General features: G+C 71.4%; 21 protein-coding genes and 1 tRNA gene. 16 read left to right on the top strand and 6 right to left on the bottom strand.

The window, feature by feature from the left end:
- Positions 1 to 48: 48 nt before the first annotated feature.
- The 3 genes from ACIBEA_RS20205 to ACIBEA_RS20215 all read right to left on the bottom strand — a co-directional run bounded on the left by ACIBEA_RS20205 (position 49) and on the right by ACIBEA_RS20215 (position 2,222).
- Positions 49 to 381 carry a DUF6479 family protein gene (locus ACIBEA_RS20205; protein WP_399262702.1) on the bottom strand — a complete coding sequence of 111 codons (333 nt, stop codon included), beginning with the start codon at positions 379 to 381 and terminating at the stop codon, positions 49 to 51.
- A gap of 63 nt (positions 382 to 444) precedes the next feature.
- Positions 445 to 1,443, bottom strand: coding sequence for an XdhC family protein (locus tag ACIBEA_RS20210; protein ID WP_399262704.1), 999 nt, complete (start codon positions 1,441 to 1,443; stop codon positions 445 to 447).
- Positions 1,444 to 1,673: 230 nt separating this feature from the next.
- Positions 1,674 to 2,222, bottom strand: a complete 549-nt coding sequence (locus ACIBEA_RS20215; RefSeq protein WP_399262706.1) for a TetR/AcrR family transcriptional regulator — start codon at positions 2,220 to 2,222, stop codon at positions 1,674 to 1,676.
- 128 nt (positions 2,223 to 2,350) lie between these two features.
- On the opposite strand from ACIBEA_RS20215, the gene ACIBEA_RS20220 reads away from it, so the two are divergent.
- Positions 2,351 to 2,659 (top strand): hypothetical protein, encoded by a 309-nt coding sequence (locus ACIBEA_RS20220; protein WP_399262708.1) that lies wholly within the window; start codon positions 2,351 to 2,353, stop codon positions 2,657 to 2,659.
- Here the strand turns inward: ACIBEA_RS20220 and ACIBEA_RS20225 are convergent.
- Both ACIBEA_RS20225 and ACIBEA_RS20230 read right to left on the bottom strand, forming a co-directional pair.
- A complete protein-coding gene (locus ACIBEA_RS20225) occupies positions 2,650 to 2,781 on the bottom strand; it encodes a hypothetical protein (RefSeq protein ID WP_399262710.1) in 132 nt (43 codons plus the stop codon). The genes ACIBEA_RS20220 and ACIBEA_RS20225 overlap by 10 nt on opposite strands.
- Positions 2,782 to 3,071: 290 nt before the next feature.
- Positions 3,072 to 3,143 (bottom strand) — tRNA-Arg (locus ACIBEA_RS20230).
- 105 nt (positions 3,144 to 3,248) lie between these two features.
- On the opposite strand from ACIBEA_RS20230, the gene ACIBEA_RS20235 reads away from it, so the two are divergent.
- The 15 genes from ACIBEA_RS20235 to ACIBEA_RS20305 all read left to right on the top strand — a co-directional run bounded on the left by ACIBEA_RS20235 (position 3,249) and on the right by ACIBEA_RS20305 (position 21,322).
- On the top strand, positions 3,249 to 3,743 hold the full coding sequence (locus ACIBEA_RS20235; protein WP_399262990.1) for a response regulator: 495 nt from the start codon (positions 3,249 to 3,251) through the stop codon (positions 3,741 to 3,743).
- Positions 3,744 to 3,753: 10 nt separating this feature from the next.
- Entirely contained in the window at positions 3,754 to 4,749 is a 996-nt protein-coding gene (gene nrtL / locus ACIBEA_RS20240) for an ArgS-related anticodon-binding protein NrtL (RefSeq protein ID WP_399262712.1), read from the top strand.
- Positions 4,750 to 4,797: 48 nt separating this feature from the next.
- A complete protein-coding gene (gene lysA, locus ACIBEA_RS20245) occupies positions 4,798 to 6,189 on the top strand; it encodes a diaminopimelate decarboxylase (RefSeq protein ID WP_399262714.1) in 1,392 nt (463 codons plus the stop codon).
- Positions 6,190 to 6,339: 150 nt separating this feature from the next.
- Positions 6,340 to 7,644, top strand: a complete 1,305-nt coding sequence (locus tag ACIBEA_RS20250) for a homoserine dehydrogenase (RefSeq protein WP_399262716.1) — start codon at positions 6,340 to 6,342, stop codon at positions 7,642 to 7,644.
- Between the two features lie 7 nt (positions 7,645 to 7,651).
- On the top strand, positions 7,652 to 8,722 hold the full coding sequence (gene thrC, locus ACIBEA_RS20255) for a threonine synthase (protein ID WP_399262718.1): 1,071 nt from the start codon (positions 7,652 to 7,654) through the stop codon (positions 8,720 to 8,722).
- A 350-nt stretch (positions 8,723 to 9,072) separates the two neighbouring features.
- Positions 9,073 to 9,999 carry a homoserine kinase gene (gene thrB / locus ACIBEA_RS20260; protein ID WP_399262720.1) on the top strand — a complete coding sequence of 309 codons (927 nt, stop codon included), beginning with the start codon at positions 9,073 to 9,075 and terminating at the stop codon, positions 9,997 to 9,999.
- Between the two features lie 428 nt (positions 10,000 to 10,427).
- Entirely contained in the window at positions 10,428 to 12,569 is a 2,142-nt protein-coding gene (gene rho / locus ACIBEA_RS20265) for a transcription termination factor Rho (RefSeq protein WP_399262722.1), read from the top strand.
- A gap of 317 nt (positions 12,570 to 12,886) precedes the next feature.
- Entirely contained in the window at positions 12,887 to 13,990 is a 1,104-nt protein-coding gene (locus ACIBEA_RS20270) for an LCP family protein (protein ID WP_399262723.1), read from the top strand.
- A gap of 147 nt (positions 13,991 to 14,137) precedes the next feature.
- Positions 14,138 to 14,356 carry a 50S ribosomal protein L31 gene (gene rpmE, locus ACIBEA_RS20275; RefSeq protein WP_385774256.1) on the top strand — a complete coding sequence of 73 codons (219 nt, stop codon included), beginning with the start codon at positions 14,138 to 14,140 and terminating at the stop codon, positions 14,354 to 14,356.
- 136 nt (positions 14,357 to 14,492) lie between these two features.
- Positions 14,493 to 15,572: a peptide chain release factor 1 gene (gene prfA / locus ACIBEA_RS20280; protein WP_399262726.1), complete on the top strand. Its 1,080-nt coding sequence runs from the start codon at positions 14,493 to 14,495 to the stop codon at positions 15,570 to 15,572.
- 46 nt (positions 15,573 to 15,618) lie between these two features.
- Complete coding sequence (prmC, locus tag ACIBEA_RS20285; protein WP_399262728.1) at positions 15,619 to 16,500, top strand: peptide chain release factor N(5)-glutamine methyltransferase; 882 nt, start codon at positions 15,619 to 15,621, stop codon at positions 16,498 to 16,500.
- Positions 16,501 to 16,561: 61 nt separating this feature from the next.
- Complete coding sequence (locus ACIBEA_RS20290; protein WP_385774262.1) at positions 16,562 to 17,209, top strand: L-threonylcarbamoyladenylate synthase; 648 nt, start codon at positions 16,562 to 16,564, stop codon at positions 17,207 to 17,209.
- Positions 17,206 to 17,844, top strand: coding sequence for a protein-tyrosine-phosphatase (locus ACIBEA_RS20295; RefSeq protein ID WP_399262730.1), 639 nt, complete (start codon positions 17,206 to 17,208; stop codon positions 17,842 to 17,844). Before ACIBEA_RS20290 ends, ACIBEA_RS20295 begins: the two co-directional genes overlap by 4 nt.
- A 782-nt stretch (positions 17,845 to 18,626) precedes the next feature.
- Positions 18,627 to 19,859 carry a serine hydroxymethyltransferase gene (gene glyA / locus ACIBEA_RS20300; protein ID WP_399262732.1) on the top strand — a complete coding sequence of 411 codons (1,233 nt, stop codon included), beginning with the start codon at positions 18,627 to 18,629 and terminating at the stop codon, positions 19,857 to 19,859.
- Between the two features lie 116 nt (positions 19,860 to 19,975).
- Positions 19,976 to 21,322 (top strand): MraY family glycosyltransferase, encoded by a 1,347-nt coding sequence (locus tag ACIBEA_RS20305; protein WP_399262734.1) that lies wholly within the window; start codon positions 19,976 to 19,978, stop codon positions 21,320 to 21,322.
- A gap of 20 nt (positions 21,323 to 21,342) precedes the next feature.
- Here ACIBEA_RS20305 and ACIBEA_RS20310 read toward each other — a convergent pair whose 3' ends face one another.
- The gene (locus tag ACIBEA_RS20310) at positions 21,343 to 22,068 is read right to left on the bottom strand and encodes a 4'-phosphopantetheinyl transferase (protein WP_399262736.1); all 726 of its coding nucleotides are present in this window, start codon (positions 22,066 to 22,068) and stop codon (positions 21,343 to 21,345) included.
- Between the last annotated feature and the right edge of the window lie 11 nt (positions 22,069 to 22,079).

Consider the following 22,079-nt stretch of genomic DNA (forward strand, 5'->3'; position numbering starts at 1 on the left):
GTGGGCGGCCCCACGGGCCGCCCACCACCACGTTCGACGCCGCTGCCCTCAGGAAGCGGCGGGACGGTGCCAGGTCGTGTACTCGGCGTCGCGCGCCGCCTTGACCTCATCCGGATGGCTGGAGGTGGTCGAGCCGAAGTTCCCGTACCCCTGCATCTCGTGCGGCCGCAGGCCGCCCTCGGGGATCTCGACCGGTTCCCGCTCCTCCAGCAGCTCGTAGACCGCGCCGCCGTCCGGTAGGTGCGGCTGGCTCTCGGGGGTGGGGGGCGCTGGTTCCTGCGCCCGGACCTTCTTGCCCATCCAGAACGCGCCGATCAGGAAGCCGACCACGGCAATCCCGACGACCAGGAACCACGCGATGTCGCTCAGGGTCGTTTCCATGTCGGATCTGTACCCGCGCCGGGCCCTCACCATGCCCAAGAAATCATGACAAACAACTAGAAACTATGAATTTATGGGCCCATCCGTATCGCGCAGCGCCCCCGTGGCCCGCGCCGCATTGCCCCGGGAGCTCAGCACGCCCAGGATCTCCGCGCAGATCGCGAGCGCGGTCTCCGCCGGCGTCCGGGCCCCCAGGTCCAGCCCGATCGGGCCGTGCACCCGGGCCAGCTGCGCCTCGCCCACCCCGTCCGCCAGCAGCCCCTCACGCCGCCGCGCCTGCGTCTTGCGGGAGCCGAGCGCACCGACGTACGGGATCCCGCTCGCGAGCGCGCCCCGCAGCGTCGGGACGTCGAAGTCCGGCTCGTGGCTGAGCATCACCAGGCACGCGCCGTCCCGGCGGGCCTCCAGCACCTTGCCCGCCTCGGCGCCGTCGTCGACCAGCACGGCGTCCCAGCCCAGCAGCAGGGCCTGGCGCTCGATGACGCGCGCCAGCTCGCCGCCCCCGCCGATCACCAGGCAGGGCGCGGAGGGGTACGCCTCGACGAGCACCAGCCCGGACTCCCCGTACAGCGCGTCGCGTCCCGCCCGGTGCGTGCCCAGCAGCTCCGAGGCTCGCCGCTCCGCGTCGGTGGCGGGGGCGTCGAGCGCCCGTACGACCTCACTGACGGCCTGGTCGGCGGCCTCGTTCAGGCGCGTCACCAGCGCCACCCCGACGCCCTCGGCCAGCAGGTCCCACCACGCGGCCGGTACCGCCGAGAGCGGCTGGAGCAGGATCTCCGCCTGCCCGCCGCAGGTCAGCCGCGCCTCCACGGCCTCCGCCCCGCGGACGGACACCTCGCACACCCGGGCGCTCTCCCCGGCCCCGACCGCCCCCGCCTCCGCGACGAGCTCGGCGTCGAAGACCCCCCGGTACAGGGCCCCCACGCATTCCCCGCGCGGATCGACGAGCACCGCCCCACCGGCATCCCGGGGCCCGAACCCCTGCTCGGTGACGGGCCGCGCCAGAAAACCGGCCCGCCCCTCCGAGATCCACTGCCGCGCCGTCCCGGCCAGCTCACGCATGCCTGCCACCTCGATCGCCGTTAGACTCCCGATCCACAAAGTGCCAGGTCAGCGGCACGATGCAGCCTGCCCCAGATCCTAGGGACCCCGGCCCTCCACCCCAACCCGCAAAACCGCCGATCCGCGCCCCACCCCACTCGTACGTCCCGCCGGAACCCGATCACCGCGCGGGCGGCAGAAGCCCGATCGTGTCAGCGCGCCACGTCGTGGTGTTCCGGCACCGGCTCGGCTCAACCCGAGGTCGGGAGGGCGCAGAGCAGGGCCGCTGCAGCTCTGTCGAAAGGGGCGATGCTGCCCGCGGCGCGACACAGGATGTGGGCGCCTTCGAGTGTGACGATCATGAGGGTGGCCAGGTCAGCGGCCTGGGACGCGCTCATTCCGGCTTGGGCGAGTTTTCCGGTGAGCTCGCCGCCCCATCCGGCGAAGGCTTCGGCCGCGACAGTGCGCAGGCTGCTCTGGTCGGCAATGGCCGCACCGCCGTCGACGGTGACCGCCGCGATCGCGCAGCCGCCGCCCTCGGCGGACGCCTGCACGACAGGGCGGACGTTGCCAAGGAACGCCGCCACGACTTCGCGTGGCGTGCGGGCCGGCAGTTCGTGCAGGTGACCGAGGACGTCTTCTGCGTTGCGGCGGGCGGCTTCGAGTGCGAGTTGCTGTTTGCCGCCCGGGAAATGGTGATAGATCGCTCCGCGCGCGGCCCCGCTCTCGGCCAGGACGTCGGTGAAGGACATCGCGGCCAGGCCGTGGCGCTGGAGCAGTCCGATCGCTGCGCTGATCATGCGGGACCTTGTGTCCGCGGCCATCGCGACCCCCTTGACTAGTACGGACATCCTAGTCCATGCTCACCCCACTAGGACGCACGTACTAGTCGCGTGGGCTGGACAGCCCCCGAAACCGGAGGTTCGTGATGGGCAAGGCCTTTCTCTACACCGAGATCCAGGCGGCAGTGCCGTTCGATCAGTTCGACTGGCGCCAGGTCAACGTGGCTCTGAAGACCGCGCCGGGCCTGATCCGCAAGACGTGGCTGTCCGGGATCGGCACCCACACCATCGGTGGTTTCTACGAGTTCGACAGCGCCGAGAACGCCCTGGCCTTCGCCCAGGGCCCCTTCGCCGAAGAAGCCCGCCGGGCCGGAGCCCCGGCAACGACCCGACTGTTCGACGGCGACATCGTCAAAGACGCCAGTACCGACCTGAACTCGCCCTACTACACCTGACACCGCAGGGCGCCGCCGAGGTCAAGCGGATCGCCGCACACCTCTTCGGCGAGGGCGCGGCCCGTACCCGCGACCAGGCCCAGGATCTGATCCTCTGCCCGAACCCTTGCGTCGGCGATCATCGAGGCAGGGTAAGGAGCCTTCTGGACGGTGCCGTTGCTCGACGACGCTGTCGGTGGGGTGTGGAGCCCAAGAGGCGCGATGCACTCCGCGACCGCCCTCCTCCTGGGCACGAGGGACCCGCGAAGGAGACTCCCGACACCGCGGCCTGACGGACCGTGTGTGGACCACAAGCCGCCCCGCGGGATCCGTGCGCGACAACGACGAAGGCCCGGACTCAGTAGGACTGAGTCCGGGCCTTCGTACTTGGCACTTCAGCTGGTCAGCGTCACTTTCACACGACCAGCTGGAGTGCCCCCGGCAGGATTCGAACCTGCGCACACGGCTCCGGAGGCCGTTGCTCTATCCCCTGAGCTACGGGGGCGTGTCATCCGCTGTGCGGCGACGGGTTGAACACTACCAGCTTCCGTGGGGTGATCAGGAACCCGTTTGTGGGGGAGGAGGGGTGGGTCGCCCGGACGGGGTGGAAGTGGCAAAAACCCGGACGCGGGGGCTTAGGGCGACCTACTCTCGAGTTGTGTCAGGCGCCTCGGGTCGGGTGCTTGTTGTCGACGACAACAAGGTCATCCGGCAGCTGATCAAGGTCAATCTCGAGCTGGAGGGCTTCGAGGTCGTGACCGCGAACGATGGTGCCGAGTGCCTGGACGTGGTGCACCGGGTGTGTCCCGATGTGATCACCCTCGACGTCGTCATGCCGCGGCTGGACGGGTTCGGGACCGTCGCCCGGTTGCGGGCCGATCCGCGGACGCGGCTGGTGCCCGTCGCGATCGTCAGTGCGTGCAACCAGTACGAGGGGGAGCCCGGGACCGTGGCGCAGGTGGACGCGTTCCTCGCCAAGCCCTTCGAGCCGACCGAGCTGGTGCGGGTCGTGCGGCGGCTCATCGAGCGCAAGCGCGGCGGTGTCGGGGGGCGGGGAGTTCACATGGCGAAACCGGTTCGCGTCAGGGGGGACCTTCTCCCCTAGGGTGGGTCCCGTGACCCCCGCTGACCTCTCCCGTACCGTCGTGCGCGCCGTGCGCTGCGCCGTCGAGGACGGGGAGCTGGGTGCCGGGGCGGTCGTGCCCGAGCGGATCGTCGTCGAGCGGACCCGGCCCGGGGGAGTGGGGGAGTACGCCAGCCCCGTCGCCCTCCAGCTGGCCAGGACGAGTGGACGGGCCCCCGCCGAGGTGGCCGATCTGCTGGCCCGACGGCTCGCAGGCGTGGTCGGGATCCGGCGCGTGGAGATCACCGGCCCCGGATTCCTCAACTTCAGTCTCGACGATGTCGATGCCGCCGAGGACGTGGTGCGGGCGGTGCGCGCCCGCGGGTTCGCCTACGGGTCCGCCGAGCGCCCCCGCGAGGACGCGCCGCCCGCCGTCGATGTCGCCGTCACCGTCGCCGGCGAGGAGCCCCGGGCCCGCGCCGTGCGCGAGGCCGTCGGACGCCTGCTGGCCGGCCAGGACGTGCCGGTCGGGCCCGCGGCGCCGGACGCCGCGCCCGTGGCGCGCGCCGACGGGGACGTCGTACGGCGCTTCGGCGCCGACGCCGCGCGTTGGGGGATGCTCGCCACCGACCCCGCGCAGCCTCCGCACTTCGACGCGAGTCTGTCCGTACAAGGGGAGGCGAGCGAGTTCTTCCGGGTGCGGTACGCCGTCTCCCGCTCCCGGGCGCTGGTGCGCAATGCCGGGCAGCTCGGGTTCGGGCCGTCGAGCACGGCCGCGGGCGCCGGCAGCGGTCCGCTCCTCGATGCCCTGCGCGAGTACCCGCTCGTCCTGGAGGCCGCCGCGCACCACCGGGCGCCCGAGCGGCTCGCCCGTCACCTCGTCGTGCTCGCCGACGCCCTCCTCGACTTCCAGTACGACGTGTTGCCCAAGGGGGACGAGAAACCCTCGGCCGCCCACCGCTCCCGGCTGGCACTCGCCGACGCCGCCGGGACGGTGCTGGCCGGTGGCCTGACCCTGCTCGGCATCGGCGCCCCCGACGTCGTCTGACCGGGCGCGCCGCCCCCATGGACTTGTAGAAGGAGAAAGAGAAGCGCCATGAGCCGTTCCGCACACCCCGCCGGTCCCCGTTACGCCGACGTCCTGCCGGAGGGCCACTACGCCCCGCCGGCCGCCGACCTCAACGTGCTCCCCGAGAAGGTGTGGTCCCGGACCGTCACCCGTGACGGCGACGGCGTGGTCAGCGTCGGCGGGGTCGAAGTGACCCGGCTCGCCGAGGAGTTCGGCACCCCGGCCTACTTCCTCGACGAAGAGGACTTCCGGGCCCGCTGCCGCGCCTGGGCGCACGCCTTCGGGCCGGGCGCCGACGTCTTCTACGCGGGCAAGGCGTTCCTCTCCAAGGCCGTCGTGCGCTGGCTGAAGGAAGAGGGGCTCAACCTCGACGTGTGTTCCAGCGGCGAGCTGGTCACCGCGCTCGCCGCCGAGATGCCCGCCGAGCGCATCGCCTACCACGGCAACAACAAGTCGGTCCCCGAGATCCGCCGCGCCGTCGAGGCGGGCGTCGGACGGATCGTCCTCGACTCCTTCCAGGAGATCGTCCGGGTGGCGCACGTCGCCGCCGAGCTGGGGGTCCGCCAGCGCGTGCAGATCCGCGTCACGGTCGGCGTCGAGGCCCACACGCACGAGTTCATCGCCACGGCCCACGAGGACCAGAAGTTCGGCATCGCGGTCGCCGACGGGATGGCCGCCGAGGCCGTGCGCCGGGTGCTCGGTCACGAGAGCCTCGAACTGATCGGCATCCACTCCCACATCGGCTCGCAGATCTTCGACATGGCCGGCTTCGAGGTGTCCGCCAAGCGCGTGGTGCAGCTGCTCGCCGCCGTGCGCGACGAGCACGGCGTCGAGCTGCCCGAGATCGACCTCGGCGGCGGCCTCGGCATCGCCTACACGGACAGCGACGACCCGCGCGAGCCGCACGAGATCGCCAAGTCGCTCACCGAGATCGTCGCGCGCGAGTGCGAGGGCGCCGGGCTGCGCGCGCCGCGCATCTCCGTCGAGCCCGGCCGCGCCATCGTCGGGCCCACCGCCTTCACGCTCTACGAGGTCGGCACGATCAAGCCGCTGCAGGGCCTGCGGACGTACGTCAGCGTCGACGGCGGGATGTCGGACAACATCCGCACCTCCCTCTACGACGCCGAATACAGCGTGGCCCTGGTCTCGCGCCGGTCCGACGCCGAGCCGATGCTCTCGCGCGTCGTCGGCAAGCACTGCGAGAGCGGCGACATCGTCGTGCGCGACGCCTTCCTGCCCGCCGACCTGGCGCCCGGCGACCTGATCGCCGTGCCCGCGACCGGCGCGTACTGCCGCTCGATGTCGAGCAACTACAACCACGCGCTGCGTCCGCCGGTCGTCGCCGTGCGTGACGGCGCCGCCCGCGTGATCGTCCGACGTGACACGGAGGAAGATCTCCTGCGCATCGACGTCGGATAATGAAATAACCGTCTCACTCAATGGACCAAGGATGGAAAGTTCTGTCCATTGAGTGAGACTTGTTCACACCTGGTGCGCAAGACCGCGCAGCGGGGGCTGATGGACGGATCGATGCAGAGATCGATCCGTGGATCGAAAGGTTTGGGTCGAATGATGCGTACGCGTCCGCTGAAGGTGGCGCTGCTGGGCTGTGGAGTGGTCGGCTCAGAGGTGGCGCGCATCATGACGACGCACGCCGACGATCTGGCGGCGAGGATCGGCGCGCCGGTCGAGCTGGCCGGCGTCGCCGTGCGGCGGCCCTCCAAGGTGCGCGAGGGCATCGACCCCGCGCTCATCACCACCGATGCGACCGCCCTCCTCAAACGGGGTGACATCGACGTCGCCATCGAGGTCATCGGTGGCATCGAGCCCGCCCGCACCCTGATCACCACCGCCTTCGAGAACGGCATCTCGGTGGTGTCGGCGAACAAGGCGCTGCTCGCCCAGGACGGTGCCGCCCTGCACGCGGCGGCCGACGCGCACGGCCGCGACCTCTACTACGAGGCCGCCGTCGCCGGTGCGATCCCGCTGGTGCGCCCGATGCGCGAGTCCCTCGCCGGCGACAAGATCAACCGGGTGATGGGCATCGTCAACGGCACGACGAACTTCATCCTCGACAAGATGGACTCCACCGGCGCCGGCTACCAGGAGGCGCTCGACGAGGCCACCGCCCTCGGGTACGCCGAAGCGGACCCGACCGCCGACGTCGAGGGCTACGACGCCGCCGCCAAGGCCGCGATCCTGGCCGGCATCGCCTTCCACACCCGGGTGCACCTCGACGACGTCTACCGCGAGGGCATGACCGAGGTCAGCGCCGCCGACTTCGCCTCCGCCAAGCGGATGGGCTGCACCATCAAGCTGCTCGCCATCCTGGAGCGCGCCGCCGACGGCCAGTCCGTGACCGCCCGGGTCCACCCGGCGATGATCCCGCTCAGCCACCCCCTCGCCTCGGTCCGGGAGGCGTACAACGCCGTCTTCGTCGAGGCCGAGGCCGCGGGACGGCTGATGTTCTACGGTCCGGGCGCGGGCGGCGCGCCGACCGCCTCGGCGGTCTTGGGCGACCTGGTGGCCGTCTGCCGCAACAAGCTCGCGGAGGTGACCGGGCCCGGCGATTCGGCGTACACGCGGCTGCCGGTCAGCACCATGGGCGAGGTCGTCACCCGCTACCACATCAGCCTGGACGTGGCCGACAAGCCGGGCGTGCTCGCCCAGGTGGCGACCACGTTCGCGGAACACGGTGTCTCCATCGATACCGTGAGGCAGCAAGGACGTCCGGACGGGGTCGGCAACGAAGCCTCCCTCGTGGTCGTCACCCACCGCGCGCCCGACGCCGCCCTCTCCGGGACCGTCGAGGCACTGCGGAAGCTGGACACCGTACGCGGTGTCGCCAGCATCATGCGTGTTGAAGGGGAGTAAGGGACCCATGACCGACAACGGCACCCACCAGTGGCGGGGCATCATCGAGGAGTACCGGCACCGACTTCCGGTGACGGACACGACCCCGGTGGTCACGCTCCGCGAAGGCGGCACGCCCCTCGTCCCCGCCCAGGTGCTCTCCGAGCGCACCGGCTGTGAAGTCCACCTCAAGGTCGAGGGTGCGAACCCGACCGGGTCCTTCAAGGACCGCGGCATGACCATGGCGATCACCAAGGCCAAGGAGGAGGGCGCCAAGGCCGTCATCTGCGCCTCCACCGGCAACACCTCCGCCTCCGCCGCCGCCTACGCGGTGCGGGCCGGCATGGTGTCCGCCGTCCTCGTGCCGCAGGGCAAGATCGCGCTCGGCAAGATGGGTCAGGCGCTCATCCACGGCGCCAAGATCCTCCAGGTCGACGGAAACTTCGACGACTGCCTGGACCTGGCCCGCGCGCTGGCCGACAACTACCCGGTCGCGCTGGTCAATTCCGTCAACCCGGTCCGCATCGAGGGCCAGAAGACGGCCGCGTTCGAGATCGTCGACGCGCTGGGCGACGCGCCCGACATCCACGTCCTCCCGGTGGGCAACGCGGGCAACATCACCGCGTACTGGAAGGGGTTCAAGGAGTACAAGGCCGACGGCCTCGCCTCCCGCACCCCCCGCGTCTGGGGCTTCCAGGCCTCCGGCTCCGCGCCCATCGTGCGCGGCGAGGTCGTCAAGGAGCCGCACACGATCGCCACCGCGATCCGCATCGGCAACCCCGCCTCCTGGGAGTACGCGCTCCAGGCCCGCGACGAGTCGGGCGGCTTCATCGACGAGGTGACGGACCGCCAGATCCTGGCCGCCTACCGCCTGTTGGCCGCGCAGGAGGGCGTCTTCGTCGAGCCCGCCTCGGCCGCGTCCGTCGCCGGTCTGCTCAAGGCCGCCGAGCTGGGTCTGGTCGACCCGGGGCAGAAGATCGTGTGCACCGTCACCGGCAACGGCCTCAAGGACCCCGACTGGGCCGTTGCGGGCGCCCCGCAGCCGGTCACCGTTCCGGTGGACGCCGAGGCCGCCGCCGTACGCCTCGGCCTGGTCTGATCCGACGGCCGTGGCCGGGACGACCTCCCCGCCGCGGCCGTCGCCGGGTTCCGGAAGCCTTCGTCAGAGCCTTCCGGAATCCGGCAAGTCGGCCCGAAGGGCCACAAAAGCCTGACGGAGCACCGCGACACGCATCGTGCGCCTCCTGTGCGCCCTATGTCGGAGAAGAACCTTCCTTCGATACGCTGTACTGACATCCGCCATCGCGCACGTGACGCGGTGCTGCCCCGAGGGCCTTCGGGTGTCGTACGTTCTCCAGTACATTTCGCAGCGAAGATTCACAGCTGAAGATCCACGGTTAGAGATCCACGGTTAGAGATCTCGCACAGTCACAAGGAGTGTCATCGAGCGTGGCCGGTCCAGCATTCCGCGCCGCCGCCGTACGGGTGCGCGTTCCCGCCAGCAGTGCCAACCTCGGCCCGGGCTTCGACGCCTTCGGACTCGCCCTGGGGCTCTATGACGACGTGGTCGTCCGCGTCGCCGATTCCGGCCTGAACGTCGACATCGCCGGCGAGGGCGCCGACAACCTGCCGCGCGACGAGAGCCACCTGCTCGTGCGATCCATGCGCATCGCCTTCGACCTGCTCGGCGGTCAGCCGCGCGGCCTGGAGGTCGTGTGCGCCAACCGCATCCCGCACGGTCGCGGCCTCGGCTCCTCCTCCGCCGCCATCTGCGCGGGCATCGTCGCCGCCCGCGCCGTGACCATAGGCGGCGAGGCACGCCTCGACGACACCGCCCTGCTGGAACTGGCCACCGAGATCGAGGGCCACCCCGACAACGTCGCCGCCTGTCTGCTCGGCGGGTTCACCCTGGCGTGGATGGACGGGGGCAGCGCCAAGGCCATCCGTATGGAGCCCGCGGATTCCATCGTTCCGGTGGTCTTCGTCCCCTCCAAGCCGGTTCTGACCGAGACCGCCCGGGGCCTGCTGCCGCGCTCCGTCCCGCACGTGGACGCCGCCGCCAACGCGGGCCGCGCGGCCCTGCTCGTCGAAGCCCTGACCAGGCGTCCCGAGTTGCTGCTCCCCGCCACCGAGGACCGGCTCCACCAGGAGTACCGCTCCCCGGCGATGCCCGAGAGCGTGGCACTCGTCAACAGGCTGCGGGCGGACGGGATCCCCGCGGTCATCTCCGGCGCCGGACCCACGGTCCTCGCGCTGGCCGACAACGACGCGGCCGACAAGGTCGCGCAGCTCGCGGGCGAAGGGTGGGCGGCCAACCGGCTGGCCCTCGACGCCGCGGGCGCGAGCGTCCTTCCGTTGGGCAGCCAGGGCGGCTAGACACAGCCGCCAGGGGGTGGGGCGGCCGGGCAGGCCGCCCCCGCGGACGGGCGCTATTGCCGGTGACCGAGAGGGGGAATATCTGTTGGATCCGGTAGTGTTAGTCTCAAGTGCGCATCCGAAGCCGCCATGGCTCGGTGCTCAGTGTCCCCATCAGGGACCACCTTTCTTCCGGGAGCCTCCCCAACTGCTTTGATCATTGCCAAGCAGTTTCGAGCACGCTCCGGAATCGGCGTGACATTCCCACGCTTCCAGCTCGGGGGCTTCTCGCCGGAACCCATGCACGTTTCCCTCCGCCGCGGTATCTCTGCCGGCGGACCACCGCCCCGGCCACGGTCCACGACCCATCAAGTCATGGCCCGTTGTCGGACAGCACAACCGGTCGCCGAGCCAGACAGGCCGACGTCCGCTCCAGGGAAGGACCCTTCGTGAGCGACACCACCGATCTGATGGGCGCTGCCGACACCACTGTCGACACCAGTGCCTCCGCCGCGGGCGCCGCACCCAAGCGTCGCCGCTCCGGCACCGGCCTCGAGGGCATGGTCCTGGCCGAGCTGCAGCAGGTCGCGTCGGGCCTCGGCATCAGGGGCACCGCGCGGATGCGCAAGAGCCAGCTGATCGAGGTCATCAAGGAGACGCAGGCCGGTGGCGCCTCCGCCGCCAAGGCCGCGGCCCCCGCCGACACCGCCGAGGCCAAGCCGAAGCGTCGCGCCACCAGCAAGGCCCGTACGGGCGAGGCCGCCGCCGCGGCGCCCGCCGAGAAGCCCGCCGCGCAGGCCCAGATCGACATCCCCGGTCAGCCGGCCAGCGATGACCAGCCGGTCGAGCGCCGCCGCCGCCGCGCCACGGCCCCCTCCGGCAGCCCGGAGTCCGCGGCCCCCGCCGCGGTCGTGCAGGTCGAGACCAAGCCCGAGACCGCCACCGCGGCCGTCACCGCGCAGCCCGACGCCAAGGCCGAGGCGGCCACCGCCGTCTCCGGCCAGGACGCCGCCGAGGGCCGCACCCGCCGGGACCGCCGCGACCGCGGCGACCGTGCCGAGCGGGGTGACCGTACGGAGCGCCAGCGCGAGCGCCGTGACCGTGGCAAGGGCGACGACCAGGGCCAGGGTCAGCAGGGTCAGGGCCAGCAGGGTCAGGGCCAGCAGCAGGGCGGCCAGGGCCAGCAGCAGGGCGGCGCCGAGCGCGCCGACCGCCAGGACCGCCAGGACCGGCAGGGCGGCCGTCAGGGCCGTGGCCAGGGCCAGGGTCAGGGCCAGCAGCAGGGGGGCCAGGGTCAGAGCCAGGGCCGTCAGGACCGCCAGCAGGACAACGGTCCGCAGGACGACTTCGACGAGGACGGTCGGCGCGGCCGTCGTGGCCGCTACCGCGACCGTCGTGGCCGTCGCGGCCGCGACGAGTTCACGCCGAACGAGCCGCAGGTCGCCGACGACGACGTCCTGATCCCCGTCGCGGGCATCCTCGACATCCTCGACAACTACGCGTTCATCCGGACCTCGGGCTACCTGCCCGGCCCGAACGACGTGTACGTCTCCCTCGCCCAGGTCCGCAAGGCCGGTCTGCGCAAGGGTGACCACGTCACCGGTGCCGTGCGCCAGCCCAAGGACGGCGAGCGCCGCGAGAAGTTCAACGCGCTCGTGCGCCTCGACTCGTGCAACGGCATGGCGCCCGAATCGGGCCGTGGCCGCCCCGAGTTCCAGAAGCTGACCCCGCTGTACCCCCAGGACCGGCTCCGCCTGGAGACCGACCCGGGCGTGCTGACGACCCGCATCATCGACCTCGTCGCGCCGATCGGCAAGGGCCAGCGCGGTCTGATCGTGGCCCCGCCGAAGACCGGCAAGACCATGATCATGCAGGCGATCGCCAACGCGATCACGGTCAACAACCCCGAGTGCCACCTGATGGTCGTCCTGGTCGACGAGCGTCCGGAAGAGGTCACCGACATGCAGCGGTCGGTCAAGGGCGAGGTCATCTCCTCGACCTTCGACCGCCCGGCCGAGGACCACACCACCGTCGCCGAGCTGGCCATCGAGCGCGCCAAGCGCCTCGTCGAGCTGGGTCACGACGTGGTCGTCCTGCTGGACTCGATCACCCGTCTGGGACGCGCGTACAACCTCGCGGCCCCGGCCTCCGGCCGCATCCTGTCCGGTGGTGTCGACTCGACCGCGCTCTACCCGCCGAAGCGCTTCTTCGGTGCCGCGCGCAACATCGAGGACGGCGGCTCGCTGACCATCCTGGCCACCGCGCTGGTCGACACCGGCTCGCGCATGGACGAGGTGATCTTCGAGGAGTTCAAGGGCACCGGCAACATGGAGCTCAAGCTCGACCGCAAGCTCGCGGACAAGCGGATCTTCCCCGCCGTCGACGTCGACCCCTCGGGCACCCGCAAGGAGGAGATCCTCCTCAACAGCGAGGAGCTCGCCATCGTCTGGAAGCTGCGCCGGGTGCTGCACGCGCTCGACTCGCAGCAGGCGATCGAGCTGCTGCTCGACAAGATGAAGCAGACGAAGTCGAACGCCGAGTTCCTGATGCAGATCGCGAAGACCACGCCGTCGGGCAAGAACGACGACTGATCTCCGCGCCGCCGCACCATGAGCAGCGACGCAACCGCCCCCGCCGGTCACCCGGCGGGGGCGGTTCGGCGTTTGTGGGCCCGTGCGACCTTCACCACAGGGGCGGGGGCCCCGGGGAGCCGCGCCCGCCGTACGAAGGCGCAGGTGGCGGGGGCGTTGCGCGGAGCGTCCGCAGGATGATCGGATGGACGTTCATCACCGAATGGTCACATTCGGCGTGGAACCCTAGGGTCCGCTGGACCGTCTGAAGGAGAGGACATTCGGCAACGGGGGTGGCGTCCGGACCGGGTCGCCGGGACATCAGGACTGAGGAGAGCATGAGCCAGGACAGCAGGGGCAGCGGCAGGCGTGCCGCCAGGCGCAGCCGCCGGAAACCGACGACGAAGCGCCGCAGGGCCCTGACCATCTCCGCTTGGACCGCGGCGGGGGTGGTCCTGCTGGGTGGGGCGGGCCTGGGGTACTTCTACGTGAAGTACAACAGCAACCTGAAGAGCGTGGACATCGACGCCGCGCTCGGCAAGGACCGCCCGCAGAACGTGGACAACGGCTCGATGGACATCCTGGTCCTCGGCTCCGACACGCGCGGCGGCGACAACGCCCAGTACGGGGCCGACGACGGTGGTTCGGCGCGCTCGGACACCGCGATGGTCGTCCACCTCTACGACGGCCACAAGCAGGCGAGCATCGTCTCGATCCCGCGCGACACCATGGTCACCCGGCCGGCCTGCACGACGAGCAACGGGAAGACGGCCAAGGCCACCTTCGAGCAGTTCAACGAGGCCTACACGGTCGGCGGGGCCGCCTGCGCGGTCAAGACCGTCGAATCGATGTCGGGGATCCGGATGGACCACTACATCGAGGTCGACTTCACCGGCTTCAAGAAGATCGTCGACAGCCTGGGCGGCGTCCCGCTGACCACCACCAAGCCGATCAAGGACGACAAGGGCAGCCACCTCGACCTCCCGGCCGGCGCCCACAAGCTCAACGGCGAGCAGGCCCTCGGCCTGGTCCGCACCCGCAAGAGCGTCGGCGTCGGCAGCGACCTCGGTCGAATACAGCTCCAGCAGGCCTTCATCAAGGCGCTGATCAAGCAGGTCAAGAGCATCGGGGTGTTCGACAACCCCAAGCGACTGCTGGCCGTCGCGGACACCGCCACCAAGGCGATCACCACCGACAAGGGCCTCGGCGACGTGAAGTCCCTCATGGGCTTCGCCGCCGGCCTGCAGGGCCTCGGCGCCGAGAACATGCACATGGTCACCCTGCCGGTGATGGACTGGCCCAAGGACAAGGACCGGGTCATTCCGCTGGAGAAGGAGTCCAAGCAGGTCTGGGAGGCCCTGCGCGGTGACCGGCCGATACCCGAAGAGGCCACGCAGAACTCCGCCAATGACAAGAGCGGGGCGGGTTCGATCGTCCAGTAGGAATACCGGAGGTCCCGTGCCCGTTATGGCTGGCGTCCTGAATTTTGACAGGCGGCCCGGTCCTGGCAGACTGGTCCGTCGGCCCCGGTTCACGCAGCGCGCAATTCGGCCCCTGCGACCCGGTGCCCTCCCGATCTAGGAGACACCTTGAAGAGCGACATCCACCCCCAGTACGTCGAGACCCAGGTCAGCTGCACCTGTGGCGCGTCGTTCACCACCCGTAGCACCCTGGCCGAGGGCACCATCCGTGCCGAGGTCTGCTCCGAGTGCCACCCGTTCTACACGGGCAAGCAGAAGATCCTCGACACCGGTGGCCGCGTGGCCCGCTTCGAGGCCCGCTTCGGCAAGGCTGCCGGCTCGAAGTAGCGAGCCCACGGCGCCGGTCTACGGCCGCCCCCACCACGCGCGGGGGCGGCCGGACCGGCGCCTTTGTCGTCCTGGCCCCACGCGGTGCCAGAGCCCTTCCGCAGCCCGTTCGTACTTTTCACCCCAGGAGCCCCCGATGTTCGAGGCGGTCGAGGACCTGATCGGCGAGCACGCCGATCTTGAGAAGAAGCTCGCCGACCCGTCGGTCCACTCCGATCAGGCCAACGCGCGCAAGCTCAACAAGCGCTACGCGGAGCTGACCCCGATCGTCGCGACGTTCCGGGCGTGGAAGCAGACGGCGGAGGACATCGAGACGGCCAAGGAGTTCATGGCCGACGATCCCGACTTCGCCGCGGAGGTCAAGGAACTGAGCGCCCAGCGCGTCGAGCTGACCGAAAAGCTCCGCCTGCTGCTCGTTCCGCGCGACCCCAGCGACGACAAGGACGTGCTCCTGGAGGTCAAGGCGGGCGCGGGCGGCGACGAGTCCGCCCTCTTCGCCGGTGACCTGCTGCGCATGTACCTGCGCTACGCGGAGCGCGTCGGCTGGAAGACCGAGATCATCGACGCCACCGAGTCCGAGCTGGGCGGCTACAAGGACGTCCAGGTCTCCGTGCGCACCAAGGGCGGCAACGGCGCGACCGAGCCCGGCCAGGGCGTCTGGGCCCGCCTGAAGTACGAGGGCGGCGTGCACCGCGTCCAGCGCGTTCCGGCCACCGAGTCCCAGGGTCGTATCCACACCTCCGCCGCGGGCGTGCTCGTCACCCCGGAGGCCGAGGAGGTCGAGGTCGAGGTCAACATGAACGACCTGCGCATCGACGTGTACCGCTCGTCCGGCCCCGGCGGCCAGTCCGTCAACACCACCGACTCCGCCGTGCGCATCACGCACGTGCCGACCGGTGTCGTGGCGTCCTGCCAGAACGAGAAGAGCCAGCTCCAGAACAAGGAGCAGGCCATGCGCATCCTGCGTTCGCGGCTGCTGGCCGCCGCCCAGGAGGCCGCGGAGCAGGAGGCCTCCGACGTGCGCCGCAGCCAGGTGCGCACCGTCGACCGCTCCGAGAAGATCCGCACGTACAACTTCCCGGAAAACCGGATCTCGGACCACCGGACCGGCTTCAAGGCGTACAACTTGGACCAGGTGCTCGACGGCGACCTCGACTCGGTCATCCAGGCCTGCGTCGACACGGACTCCGCCGCCAAGCTCGCGGCCGCGCAGTAACCCTTCCGTCCGTCCCACCCGTACGACAGCAGCCCGGAGGACCAGCGTGCAGCCACAATCTGGGGGGCGACCCCCAGGCCCCCGCAGTCTGCTGCTTGCCGAGGTGGCCCAGGCCACCCAGCGGCTGGCCGCCGCAGGCGTACCCTCCCCGCGTTTCGACGCGGAGGAACTCGCGGCCTTCGTGCACGGCGTCAAACGGGGTGAACTGCACACGGTCAAGGACGGCGACTTCGACGCCCGGTACTGGGAGACCATCGCCCGCCGCGAAGCGCGCGAGCCGCTCCAGCACATCACCGGACGCGCCTTCTTCCGCTACCTGGAGCTCCAGGTGGGACCGGGTGTCTTTGTCCCGCGACCGGAGACCGAGTCCGTCGTGGACTGGGCCATACAGGCCGTACGGGCGATGGACGTCGTCGAACCGCTGATCGTGGACCTCTGCACCGGCTCCGGCGCCATCGCGCTCGCCATGGCGCAGGAGGTCCCGCGCTCGCGCGTGCACGCGGTGGAGCTGTCCGAGGACGCCCTCCAGTGGACCCGCAAGAACGCCGAGGGGTCCCGGGTCAGCGTCCACCAGGGCGACGCGCTCAGCGCGCTGCCGGAGCTGGACGGCCAGGTCGACCTGGTGATCTCCAACCCGCCGTACATCCCGCTCACGGAGTGGGAGTACGTCGCCCCCGAGGCCCGGGACCACGACCCGGAGATGGCGCTCTTCTCCGGCGAGGACGGCCTCGACACCATCCGCGGCATCGAACGCACCGCCCACCGGCTGCTGCGTCCCGGCGGGATCGTCGTCATCGAGCACGCCGACACCCAGGGCGGCCAGGTGCCGTGGATCTTCGCCGACGAGCGGGGCTGGGCCGATGCCGCCGACCACCCCGACCTGAACAACCGGCCGCGCTTCGCCACCGCCCGCAAGGCCATGCCGTGACGAGCCCCATCCGCCCGGTGCACACCCCTGCCACGATCACCCCGCACGAGGAGGCCCGCTGATGGCCCGGCGATACGACTGCAACGACGCGACGGACCGCAAGACGGGCCTTCGCGAAGCCGCATCCGCCGTGCGCCGCGGCGAACTCGTCGTGCTGCCGACGGACACCCTCTACGGGATCGGTGCGGACGCCTTCAGCGCGGAGGCCGTCGGCGACCTGCTGGCCGCCAAGGGTCGGGGCCGCAACATGCCCACGCCCGTGCTCATCGGCTCCCCGAACACCCTGCACGGCCTGGTCACGGACTTCACCGAGCAGGCCTGGGAGCTGGTCGACGCCTTCTGGCCCGGCGCGCTGACGCTCGTCGCCAAGCACCAGCCGTCGCTGGCCTGGGACCTCGGTGAGACCCGTGGCACCGTGGCCGTGCGCATGCCGCTGCACCCCGTCGCGATCGAGCTGCTGACCGAGGTCGGGCCGATGGCCGTCTCCTCGGCGAACCTCACCGGTCACCCCGCGCCGGAGGACTGTGACGCCGCCCGCGAGATGCTCGGCGACTCCGTGTCCGTGTACCTGGACGGCGGGCCGACCCCCGGCATGCAGCCGTCGTCGATCGTCGATGTCACCGGGAAGGTTCCCGTTCTGCTGCGCGAGGGAGCGTTGACCGCGGACCAGCTGCGCGAGGTCGTACCCGACCTCGAGGTGGCCCCGTGAGCCCTGAGGGGCGTGGCATAGCAAGGGCCGGAGGGGACGCCTTCCGCATACTCCACGTCAGCACCGGCAACGTCTGCCGCTCGCCCATCACCGAGCGGCTGACGCGGCATGCCCTGACCCACCGCCTCGGTGGGGCGCCGGCCGGTGGACTCATCGTCGAGAGCGCCGGGACCTGGGGGCACGAGGGTGCGCCCATGGAGGCGAACGCGGCGGCGGTCCTCGCGGACTTCGGTGCCGACGCGAGCGGGTTCATCGGGCGGGAGCTGCTCGACGAGCACGTCATACGCGCCGACCTGGTGCTGACCGCCACGCGGGACCACCGGGCGCAGGTCATCTCGATGGGGCACTCGGCCGGACTGCGGACCTTCACGCTCAAGGAGTTCACCCGGCTGGTCCGGGCGATAGACCCCGCCACGCTGCCGCCGCTCGACGACGGCATGGCGGAGCGGGCGCGGGCGTTGGTGCGGGCTGCCGCGGCGCTGCGGGGGTGGCTGTTGGCGCCGTCGCCCGATGCGGACGAGGTGTACGACCCGTACGGTGCGCCGATCACGTTCTTCCGCTCGATCGGCGACGAGATCCAGCAGGCGCTGGACCCGGTGGTCACCGCCCTGACGGGCGTCGGCGACCGCCGCTGACCGCCGGGGGCCGTGCCCCCTCCCGCCCTCCCTCTCCCCCAGCCACCGCTGGGAGGTACCCCCCCGGCGGGCTGAGTGTGGCCGACCCCGCGCGTCCGCTGCGGCGCGGTGGTGCCCTCAATCGCCGGGCGGGCTGAGTGTGCCGGCCTCGTGCGTCGGCTGCAGACTGGTGGTGCCCTCAATCGCCGGGCGGGCTGGATGGGGGCGACGTCGCGTGTCAGCTGCGGGCTGGTGGTGCCCTCAATCGCCGGGCGGGCTGGATGGGGGCGACCTTGTGCGTCTGCTGTGGGTTGGTGGTGCCCTCAATCGCCGGGCGGGCTGGATGGGGGCGACCTCGTGCGTCTGCTGTGGGTTGGTGGTGCCCTCAATCGCCGGGCGGGCTGAGTGTGGCCGGCCTCGTGCGTCCGCTGCGGCGCGGTGGTGTGCTCAATCGCCGGGCGGGCTGGATGGGGCCGGACCCGGTGTGTTGCGTGCCGCTGGGGGCAGATCCAGCCTCGCCGGCGATTGAGGCGCCGCCGGAGGCGGGCTGAAGGCGACTGAGCGTCGAGCGTCCGCTGCGGGCCGGTGGTGCTCTCGCTCGCCGGGCGGGCCGGATGGGGGCAGGTTCAGCCTCGCCGGCGATTGAGGCGCCCCCCGGTGGGTGGCGGAGCGCCGCTTTCCGGCAGCGGCGCTGGGTGCCGCCCTCCACGCCCCCCGGGCAGGAACGGCGCAGGAAAGGCGGGATCAAAGGGGCGGGCCTAGAGTTGGGCTACCCGGTCCACCCACCGCGTCGGAGCCGTGCCATGAGCGTCATCACCCAGCCGACGGACACCCTGCGCCGCCAGGATCCGCTGATGGCCGACGTCCTCGCCGGCGAGGCGCTGCGCCAGGCGGAGAGCCTCCAGCTCATCGCGGCCGAGAACTTCACCTCCACCGCCGTCCTGGCGACCCTCGGCTCCGCCCTCGCGAACAAGTACGCCGAGGGCTACCCCGGCGCCCGCCACCACGGCGGCTGCGAGTACGCCGACCAGGCGGAACGCGTGGCGGTGGAGCGGGCCCGGGCCCTCTTCGGGGCCGAGCACGCCAACGTCCAGCCGCACTCCGGCTCCGCCGCCGTGCTCGCCGCCTACGCCGCGCTGCTGCGCCCCGGCGCCACCGTGCTGGCCATGGGGCTCCCGTACGGCGGCCACCTCACGCACGGTTCCCCCGCGAACCTCTCCGGCCGCTGGTTCGACTTCGTCGGCTACGGGGTCGACGCCCGGACCGGGCTCATCGACTACCTCCAGGTCCAGGAGCTGGCGCGAAGGCACCGCCCCGAGGCGATCGTCTGCGGCTCCATCTCCTACCCCCGCCACCCCGAGTACTCGGCCTTCCGCGAGATCGCCGACGAGGTCGGCGCCCTTCTCATCGCGGACGCCTCCCACCCCATCGGGCTGGTCGCGGGCGGCGCCGCCCCGAGCCCGGTCCCGTACGCGGACGTCGTCTGCGCCACCACCCACAAGGTGCTCCGCGGCCCCCGCGGCGGCATGATCCTGTGCGGCGCCGAGTTCGCGGAGCGGATCGACCGCGCCGTCTTCCCCCTCACCCAGGGCGGCGCGCAGATGCACACCATCGCGGCCAAGGCGGTCGCCTTCGGCGAGGCCGCGACCCCGGCCTTCACCACCTACGCCCACCGGGTCGTCGCCAACGCGCGCGCCCTGGCCGAAGCACTGCGCGTGCGCGGACTCGCGGTCACCACGGGCGGCACCGACACCCACCTGATCACGGCCGACCCGGCGCCCCTCGGCGTCGACGGCCCCACCGCGCGGGGGCGCCTGGCCGCCGCGGGCCTGGTGCTGGACACCTGCGCCCTGCCGTACGGGGACCAGCGCGGCCTGCGGCTCGGTACCGCGGCGGTGACCACCCAGGGCATGGGGGAGACGGAGATGGCCCGGATCGCCACCCTCTTCACGGCGGCCCTGACCGGGGGCGAACCCGCCCGCGTCCGGGCGGAGATCGCCGAACTGGCCCTGGGATTTCCCCCGTACGGGGAGTAACCAGCGAGAACAGCGGGTAGTGGAACCGGTTCGGGGTCCGCCTGCGTCCCCTTACGGGGGGACATCGCGGCTAATGTGTGGGGCTGAGATGGCCGGCGATACATCTGGGGCAGCCCGTGCGTGAATATCTGCTGACGCTCTGCGTCACGGTGGCGGTGACGTACCTGCTCACCGGGCCGGTACGGAAGTTCGCGATCGCGGCCGGTGCGATGCCCAAGATCCGTGCGCGCGACGTGCACCGCGAGCCCACTCCACGCCTCGGCGGCATCGCGATGTTCGGCGGACTGTGCGCGGGCCTGCTCGTCGCCGACCACCTGCCGAACCTCAACGGCGTCTTCGAGCTGTCCAACGAACCACGGGCGCTGCTCTCCGGGGCGGCGCTCATCTGGCTGATCGGCGTCCTCGACGACAAGTTCGAGATCGACGCCCTGATCAAGCTCGGCGCACAGATGATCTCCGCGGGCGTGATGGTCATGCAGGGCCTGACGGTCCTGTGGATCCCGGTCCCCGGCATCGGCACCGTCTCGCTCACCCAGTGGCAGGGCAACCTGCTCACCGTCGCGCTCGTCGTCATCACCATCAACGCCGTGAACTTCGTGGACGGACTCGACGGTCTCGCCGCCGGCCTGGTCTGCATCGCCGCCGCCGCGTTCTTCCTCTACGCCTACCGCATCTGGTTCGGCTACGCGATCGAGGCGGCCGCCCCCGCGACGCTCTTCGCGGCGATCCTGATGGGCATGTGCATCGGCTTCCTGCCGCACAACATGCACCCCGCGCGGATCTTCATGGGCGACTCCGGGTCGATGCTGATCGGCCTCGTGCTGGCCGCCTCCGCCATCTCCATCACCGGGCAGGTGGACCCGGACGCGATGGCCCTGTTCGCCGGTGGTGAGCGCAACGCGACCCACGCGATGCTGCCCGTCTTCATCCCGCTGCTGCTGCCGCTGACGATCATCGCGATTCCCGTGGCGGACCTGGTCCTGGCCATCGTCCGGCGCACCTGGAACGGTCAGTCGCCCTTCGCCGCCGACCGCGGACACCTGCACCACCGGCTGCTGGAGGTCGGGCACTCGCACAGCCGCGCCGTGTTGATCATGTACTTCTGGTCGGCGCTGATCGCCTTCGGAGCACTGGCGTACTCGGTGCACTCCGCCTCGATGCTGATCGTCCTCGTGATCGTCGCGCTGAGTGCGGTCGGGCTCGTCCTGCTCCTGCTGCCGCGCTTCACCCCCCGCGCGCCGCGCTGGGCGGAGTCCTTCCTGCCGCCGCGCTACCGGCGTCGGCGCACCACGGTGGTCGGCGCGGCCGCGCCCACCGCCGTCGAGGCCGTGCGGAGCGGGTCCCCCACCGGACCGCCGGAGGAGGCCCTGGAACGGACCCCGGCCTCCTACGGTCTCCACGGCGCCACCGCACTGTCCAGCCGCCCGGCCAACGGCCGTACGCGGGACCGCGAGCGGGCCTGACCGGGCCGCTGCCCGGAGCCTCAGGAAAGCGAGCGTGCGGGGGCGCGCAGCAGGCCCGGGCCGTGGGCCGGGGCGTCGTGGGCGGACGGCGGGGCGTCCAGGACGATCGCGGTGACGATGACCCCCTCGCGCACCGTCCACCGGCCCGCGAAGACGCTCAGCTCCGGTTCGGCGGAGACCAGTGCCGGCGGGAGCAGGCGCGCGGAGAAGGTCCCGGCCACCGGATCGATCCGGATGAGGGCGTCCTCGAACTCCAGCTCCTGCGAGGTCTGCGGGAACCACGCCTTGTAGACGCACTCCTTGGCGCTGAAGAGCAGCTTCCCCCAGTGGATGCCGGGGTGCAGGGCCGTGTGCCGCTTCACCTGTGCCTGTTCCAGCGGGAGGGCGATGCTTTCGAGCACGCCGTCCGGGAGCGGGCGGTCGAGTTCCGCGTCGATGCCGATGGCGGCGACCCGCGACGCGTCGGCGACGACCGCGGCGCGGTAGCCGGTGGCGTGGGTGATCGAGCCCCGCACCGAGGCGGGCCACAGGGGAGCACCCCGCGGTGTCGCGAGCAGGGGGGCCGGCGGGGCGCCGAGGGCGGCCAGCGCCCGGTGGGCGCAGTGCCGCGCGGTCGCGAACTCGCGGCGGCGGTGCTCGACCGAGTTGCGGACGAGGGCCGCCTCCTCGGGGTACAGCGAAGAGAACGGCACGTCCTCGAAGGTGTCGAAGGACCGGACGTGCGGGGGCAACAGCGACTCGATCATGACTTACCTCT

It is taken from the genome of Streptomyces sp. NPDC051555 (assembly GCF_044454405.1).
In the GTDB taxonomy this organism is placed as follows: Bacteria; Actinomycetota; Actinomycetes; order Streptomycetales; family Streptomycetaceae; genus Streptomyces.